The 7,210-nt window shown below is 48.7% G+C and carries 3 protein-coding genes; 1 reads left to right on the plus strand and 2 read right to left on the minus strand.

Going from position 1 to position 7,210, the window contains the following annotated elements; translation table 11 throughout:
• Positions 1–136 precede the first annotated feature (136 nt).
• Positions 137–2,875 carry a DEAD/DEAH box helicase gene (locus QUA16_RS09425; RefSeq protein ID WP_333105744.1) on the minus strand — a complete coding sequence of 913 codons (2,739 nt, stop codon included), beginning with the start codon at positions 2,873–2,875 and terminating at the stop codon, positions 137–139.
• Between the two features lie 306 nt (positions 2,876–3,181).
• Between QUA16_RS09425 and QUA16_RS09430 the strand changes: the two genes are divergently transcribed.
• A complete protein-coding gene (locus tag QUA16_RS09430) occupies positions 3,182–4,315 on the plus strand; it encodes a succinylglutamate desuccinylase/aspartoacylase family protein (protein ID WP_333109555.1) in 1,134 nt (377 codons plus the stop codon).
• A gap of 481 nt (positions 4,316–4,796) precedes the next feature.
• On the opposite strand, the gene QUA16_RS09435 is transcribed toward QUA16_RS09430, so the two are convergent.
• Positions 4,797–7,178: a phosphodiester glycosidase family protein gene (locus QUA16_RS09435; protein ID WP_445252241.1), complete on the minus strand. Its 2,382-nt coding sequence runs from the start codon at positions 7,176–7,178 to the stop codon at positions 4,797–4,799.
• Positions 7,179–7,210: the final 32 nt, after the last annotated feature.

The following is a 7,210-nucleotide window of genomic DNA, read 5'->3' on the forward strand; positions in this document are numbered from 1 at the left end:
AACAATCAGGGGGATTTAGGGGGATCTAGACTCGGCTACAACCCTGATTTAGACATGGTTTCAGGCTTAACTTGACACTAATGCCAACAGTCAACAGCCAACAGTCAACAGTCAACAGCCAACAGTCAACACTTTTCTAAGTTGCAGCTTCATTCACCGGGAATCGATCGATTAACTGCATCGCCCGACAAGCATTCCTCCGCAAAGAATCCGAAACATGAGGAACATGAGGAATCTGAGACAAGAAATCCAAAGTCCGGCGCAAAATCCGCACCACATCCCCTTCATCCAAACTCGTATGGCTAATCAGTTCCAGCCATTCAACGCCCAGAGCCCACTGCTCAACCAAAGTCACTAAATCCCGTTCCAGCCAAATCGGGATCGCAGCTTCGTGGCGGTACTGCACTTGAAACAATCGGCGGCGCAGGCCTTTTTGTAGATTGTCCAAAGGTGCCAAAACTTCCGGCGATAGCGAGTAGTGAGTCCAACTGTCCGGCCTGGAAACTTCTGTAACTAATGCCGCGCAAGCAGCAGCGAGGTGGTGGGGGTCGAGTTCGTCAAACTCTGCAGACATCAGGGACAAACCCAGCCACAGTTCGTTATCGCCGCGAATGGCGGCGCAAGCTTGGCCCAAGATTGTGGGTACCAACCTGTCGGAGGAGTCATCTCGGTTTCCTGTTGCCGAAACTACTCTTTCCAAGCAGCCAAAATTCAGCAAGATGTCGATTAAGTTGAGAAATTGCTCCCAGTAGCGAGCTCGCTGCTTTTCTAAGTCTTGTTCGCTTTTGCGAACTTCTTTTTTCAATTCTTCCCGGCGGCGCTGGCGTTTGAGCAAAGTACCGGGATTGCCCCATTCTAGAACCGGGTGAATTTCTAGCTTAGCTTCTACGGCTGCGATTTTCCGCTGTTGCTCGATCGCCTCTGGGCTCGGTTCTGGTGCGGGCAATTCTGGGATCGATGCAGCAATTGAAGCAGTTTCTTCATTTGCCAAGCGGCATTGGCCGAGTCTCAGGAGCATTTCCGACGGCGGGTTCAAGGTATCTGCAACGCTCAAGCGGGGTAATTCGGCGTGCAGGGTAGCGACATCGCTAATGGCGACGACATACCAGCGGTTATCTTTGCCCAAGCACACCAAATTTGGTGCTTGGCCGGAACCTGCGATTTTGGCAACCAATACGGCGGGTACAGGAGTTGTGTGCGATCGTTTAGCTGTCGGAACGTGCTTACCTTTGAGACTCAGAACCGTGCCGAGCACTGCAAAAGCCACAGCTACGGACATCTCCTTAAATCTGGCTTCTTCAGCTTGCTGCAAGAGAATTTTGAGCAAACGTTTATCTTCTTTGAGTCTTGCCTGCAATTTTTCGTAATGGGCGAGCTCTTTTTCCAGGGTGGAGACATTTCCTCCCGCCGCCAGGGACTGTTCAAGCACCGCCAATTCTGCTTGCAATCGGTCTAATTCTTCTTGCTGTGGCTGCAAGTACAAGGTAGAAAGGTATTGACCAAAACTCCGCTCTACCAACTCTTGAGCTTCGTCGAGAGTGTGTGTTTGCAGCAAATTCAGCACCATGCCGTAGCTGGGAGTAAACTGACTGGCGAGGGGGTCGGCTTTGGCTGTTGCCAAATACGAGGCTTCTTTTGCGCCTTCAAAGCGCGTCTGAACTGCGACCACGTGCCCCAGCTTGTCCATGCCCCGCCGACCCGCCCGACCGGCCATTTGCAGGAATTCTGAAGCGTTTAGCAGTCGGTGTCCCTTGTCCGTGCGCTTGGACAGGGTAGAAATGACTGTGGTGCGGGCGGGCATATTAATCCCGGCTGCTAGGGTTTCGGTGGCAAATACAACTTTAATTAAACCTCTGCCAAAAAGTTCTTCTACTAAACCTTTCCAAGCGGGCAAAATCCCTGCGTGGTGGGCGGCGATGCCTTTTAAAAGTGCTTCTTTTTGACCGAAGCGTTCTGCTTCTGGGTTTCGCTGTAAAAAATCATCGATGATGCGTTTGAGTTCGGCTGTTTCGGCTTCGTTAACCAGGGAGAAATTGCCGACTTCTGCGACTGCTTGGTCGCACCCGCGACGGCTGAAGATGAAGTAAATTGCTGGTAGCATATCTCGCTCGTCCAACCGAGCCAAAACATCGGTCAAACTCGGAGTGGGGATGCTGCCTCTTTCTACTTTTTGCCCCTTCTTTTTGGGGACTAACCGGACATTCGCTCTTTTGCCGGTGTCGTCTAGCAGGGGAAATATCCCTTTTTGGTTGGCGAAGTGGAATTGCAGCGGTACTGGCCGAAAGTCTGAGTAGACGAGCTCTGTGGGCCCGTGGACTTTGTTAATCCAGTCTGTGAGTTGGTCGCTATTGGCAACGGTTGCTGAGAGGGCGAGGAGTTGAATTTCGCTCGAACAGTAGATGATGGATTCTTCCCAGACGGTACCGCGCTGGCGATCGTTCATGTAGTGACACTCGTCGAGCACCACGGTTTCGACTCCGGTGAGGGAAGTACCGACTTCTCCGATCGGCGTACCGTAGAGCATATTCCGAAATATTTCGGTAGTCATCACCAAAATCGGCGCATCTCGATTGACGGAGATGTCGCCCGTCAGCAAACCTACGCTGTCGTCTCCAAATTGACTGCGGAAGTCGCGCAGCTTTTGGTTAGAGAGAGCTTTGAGAGGAGTGGTGTAGAAGACGCGCCGCCCTCTGGAGAGTGCTTGATGGATGGCGTATTCCCCGATTAACGTTTTCCCAGAGCCTGTGGGAGCGCACACGACAACGGATTTACCTGCATCGAGGGCGGCGATCGCCTCTCTCTGAAAGTTATCTAGCTCGAAGGGAAATATGGTCTTCAGATCCAGCTCTGGGCGGTTCTGGGCAGTGTCTGGCACAAGGATTATTATAAGGTTTCAGGGTAAGTATGCTTAAATCTTGCTGAAAGCAAGTCAGCAGAGGACTGTATTGATTTTAGACCAACGCCCGCAAATCGGCTATGAAGTCATTAGTCATTAGTCATTAGTCATTAGTCATTAGTCATTAGTCATTAGTCATTAGTCATTAGTCATTAGTCATTAGTAACAATTACCAGTTACCAGTTACCAATGCCCCATGCCCCATGCCCCATGCCCCATGCCCCATGCCCCATGCCCCATGCCCCATGCCCCATGCCCCATGCCCAATTCCCCAAGTTTCCTTCTATGATTCCTGTTATTTCGACTATTCCTGTGGTGCAGCTTGCTTCGGGCGATCGGCTTTCAATGCAAGTCTATCAGTTCCAAGGTGCGATTCCCGGCAAAAAAGCTTATCTCCAATCTAACCTCCACGGCGCTGAGATTAGCGGTAATGCTGTGATTTACCAATTAATAGAGTTTTTAATATCTTTGGACAGCAGCCAGTTAAGCGGGGAAATTTGGCTGGTTCCTGTTTGTAATCCTGTGGGTGTCAGTCAGCGATCGCACCATTTTTCCCCTGGTCGTTACAATCTTTATGATGGGGTAAATTGGAACCGGATTTTTTGGGATTTTGAAAAACAAGGGGAAGATATTCTGGGTTTTGCTAATTCTCACATTCATCTCGATGCCGATACTGTCAAAGCTAATTACAGAAAAGCGATTGCTTTGAGTTTTGCGAAAGAGTTGGCAAAAATTAACGCTCCTAGTTGCGCCCCCTACAGCCAACTTTACCGATATCAGCTACAATCTTTGTGTTTGGATGCTGACTATGTGCTGGACTTGCACAGTTCTACGAATCAAAGTTTAGATTACCTTTACTGTTTTAATTCCCGCGAGGAGAGTGCGAAAGCTTTTTTGCTCGATCGGGCAATCTTGATGAACGAGTACGACGGCGATGCTTTTGACGAGGCGTTTCTAAAGCCTTGGCTGGCTTTGGAGAAGATTTTAGCAGAGTTGGGAAGTGCGATCCAATTTGACGTGGAAGCTTGGACTTTAGAATTAGGTTCGGGGATGGAAATGAACCCCGATTCGGTGGCGAATGGCTTGCGGGGCATCAAAAATTACTTAGCAAGTAAGGGTTTATTGAAACTAGATGGATTTCCTCTCCCGGAAACTGCCGCCCATCAAGTTATTTTCACCCCCAAGAATTCGGCGCTCAAATACTACGCGCCGGCGGGCGGGATGATTCAAAATCGAGTGCAATTGGGGAGTTATGTCAAAAAGGGCGATCGGCTTTATCAAATTCTCAGCTTTAATAAGAATGGGGAATTTCCGAGTTTAATTGATGTTTGTGCTGAGTCGGATGTTTTCATTTTTGATGTTTCGACAAATCAGTCAGTAAATCAAGGAGAGTATGTGTTGTCTGTGATGGCAGATTGAGAATACCAAGAAACCCGGTTTCTTGAAGAAAGAAACCGGGTTTCAGAAAACCTATTGGTAGTCGAACCATAATTTACGATAGACTATTGAATAGGGCTTGTTTAAATTCCGCTGCACTTTTATAATAAATATCAGGATTGTCAATTAAAGCGCGATCGATAACTGTGGCTAGCGGTTGAGGAATCGCAGAAGTGCGTTAGCGAAGCCCTCGAAGAGGATCGCGCACAGGAACCGCATCATTTTGTAAAACCGCCAAAAACGGGTCTTGATCCTGCAAATTGCGCGGGGAATATCCCGTTATCATCACATACAAACAAGCCACTCGATTTGCGATTTTGGATTATAAAAACTTCTACTCCCCCCCTGCCCTAGCCCCCTTAATAAGGGGAGGACAAGAGTTTGTAACGTGCGTCATTGCAGAGATTATCGATTTTTGAGCAGATAACGGACGCTGACGCACCCTACAATTTAAGGTGACGGTTTATGGTTGAATAAAAATACCGATCGCATTATGAACTCTCGCCGCCGTTGACGGAGATCGATCGAGCAAACTACCTCCCAAATACAAACTCGTCGAACTTCCCCCATCCAAATTTAAAGCATCCACAGCACCCATTTGCTGCAATATCTGCGCCAGTTCTGCGAAATTTGGCCCCGCCCCGCCCGCGCGATTGTGCACGGCTACAATCAGCAAATTCCCCGCAGCATTTCGCCCGATCGCACTTCTAATTGCTGTCTGTCTAACATACGCATCGCTAAACCCTTCCGCCTTCGCATCCAGCACAACTTGACTGTTTTGTACCAACACCGGCCCGCCGCCGAGAATGTAAGGAAAACGGTTAAAATCCGCAGGAAAAGTGTTAGTTTCTAAACGCAATAAAGTGCCGATAGAGAGTTCAGATGCAGGGAACAAATCGGCACGCAAAGCCAAAATATAACCGTTAGCTGGAATGGGAAAACTTGTTGTTCCCACCGCACCTCCGGGGGATTGACTGACAACTCTATCGCCCGCAACTGTCACAACTATTTCATTGCCCGACAACGGAGTATAAGTTGTTCCCCAATCCGAATTGTAGCGACCGATTCCCGGTTGTACGTAGGCACTATTGAGATGAGAAACGGGCAAAGATTGATTTGCCGGAGTTATCACAGTTTCTTGCAAAGTTAAACGATCGATCGCAAATTCTCCCCGATCGTTCCAGGCGATCGCCCCCCGGTTCAAAATCGGCCCGGAAAGCCATTTATTGTCCCGCCGAATTGCTCCTAAAGCTAAGCGATTAATTCGATTGAAAAAACCTGCATTAATCGCCGCAGCCGCTCCCGACACTTCTGCTGTTTGCAATAAAGGTGCAGTGCCTTGATCGGCAGGCGGATTGCTGAGAATTGGTCGAATTTTTACACCAGCTTGACGCGGATTAACTTCTAACCAAACTACTGGAAAACGATCAGTTCCTAAATTCTGATACTGCTGCCGCCACTGCACACCGGGCGCCCAAACAATGTTTTTTTCTACTAACGAATCTGGCCGAATGTCGATAACTAATCGATTGGGATTTCCCAGGCTGAAAACTTGCGGCCGCCAACCCAAAGGAATCGTCACTTTAACTTTGGTTTGAACGCCGTCAGGTTCTACTTTTAGTGATAGCAATTGTTTGCTGGTTGAGAAAGTCTGCTGAAGTATGGCGGGTGCGACTTTGGCATCGATCGCGATCGACCATTCTTGACCGGCGATCGGCGCTGCGGGCGTTATTTGCAGCGGCAGGGCGGGTTTGGTCGGGTCGTCTGGTGTTTCGAGGTTTGGCGCTGTGCGGAGGCTTGGGATTGGGATAGCGGGCTTTGTGGGGTCGTCCGGGGGGTTGGGTGTGGGTGTCGGCGACGGGATTGGTTTATTGACAAAGTTAACTTGCCAGGGGGCGGGTCGATCGATATCTACTACAATGCGATCGCCCGATTCTATTTCTGCTTGGCGAATTCCGGTAACACTTGCAGTTTTAGAAGTAATTTTTAGAATATTCCCATCAGCAGATATCTCCCAGCCCGCAAGTCTAGCAAAATCGGTAACATCTAAGTAACGATAGGGCCCTGTTGCCCGCGCTGCTAAGCTTTGAGCGCCGGTTAAAGATACCGAAAACCACTGCACCGGTTGTTTGGCACTGTCGGCGCTGCTAAGCAAATCCACTCCCGCACTTTGCATCAATCCAACATCAGCAATCCAAGTTCGGAAATTCCCAGAAGTGCTGTTTGCCGGCTGCTGAGTCCAACTTAGGGGGAGAATGCGGCCGTTTAGGGACACTTGGCGGCCTTGTTTGATTATCGAAGATGGCGGTACAGATTGAGCCAAAAACCTATACTCCGATATGGGTTGAAACCCCTGTCTCATAGCTGAAGTCCTCTCAAGAGAACTATCGGTCAATATTTCAGTCGGTTTTAACTGAGATGTTGCACCATTCTCAATTACTTGTTTAGCAACAGGCAAGATGCCTGTTCCACAAGAAAATTCACTCTTTGTGGAACGGGCATCTTGCCCGTTCTTGAGAATGGTGCAAGATGCAAGTTTTAACTGAGATGTTGCACCATTCTCAATTACTTGTTTAGCAACAGGCAAGATGCCTGTTCCACAAGAAAATTTACTCTTTGTGGAACAGGCATCTTGCCCGTTCTTGAGAATGGTGCAAGATGCAAGTTTTAACTGAGATGTTGCACCATTCTCAATAAGGTTTTTATGAACAGGCAAGATGCCTGTTCCCCAAGAAAATTCACTCTTTGTGGAACGGGCATCTTGCCCGTTTTTGAGAATGGTGCAAGATGCAAGTTTTAACTGAGATGTTGCACCATTCTCAATAAGCTTTTTATGAACAGGCAAGATGCCTGTTCCACAAGAAAATTCACTCTTTG

Source organism: Microcoleus sp. S13_C3 (assembly GCF_036700905.1).
GTDB lineage: Bacteria > Cyanobacteriota > Cyanobacteriia > Cyanobacteriales > Microcoleaceae > Microcoleus.

Bases quoted from the DNA above. Each gene is read 5' to 3' on its own strand.
- QUA16_RS09430 (WP_333109555.1), top strand. From the start codon at position 3,182: ATGATTCCTGTTATTTCGACTATTCCTGTGGTGCAGCTTGCTTCGGGC.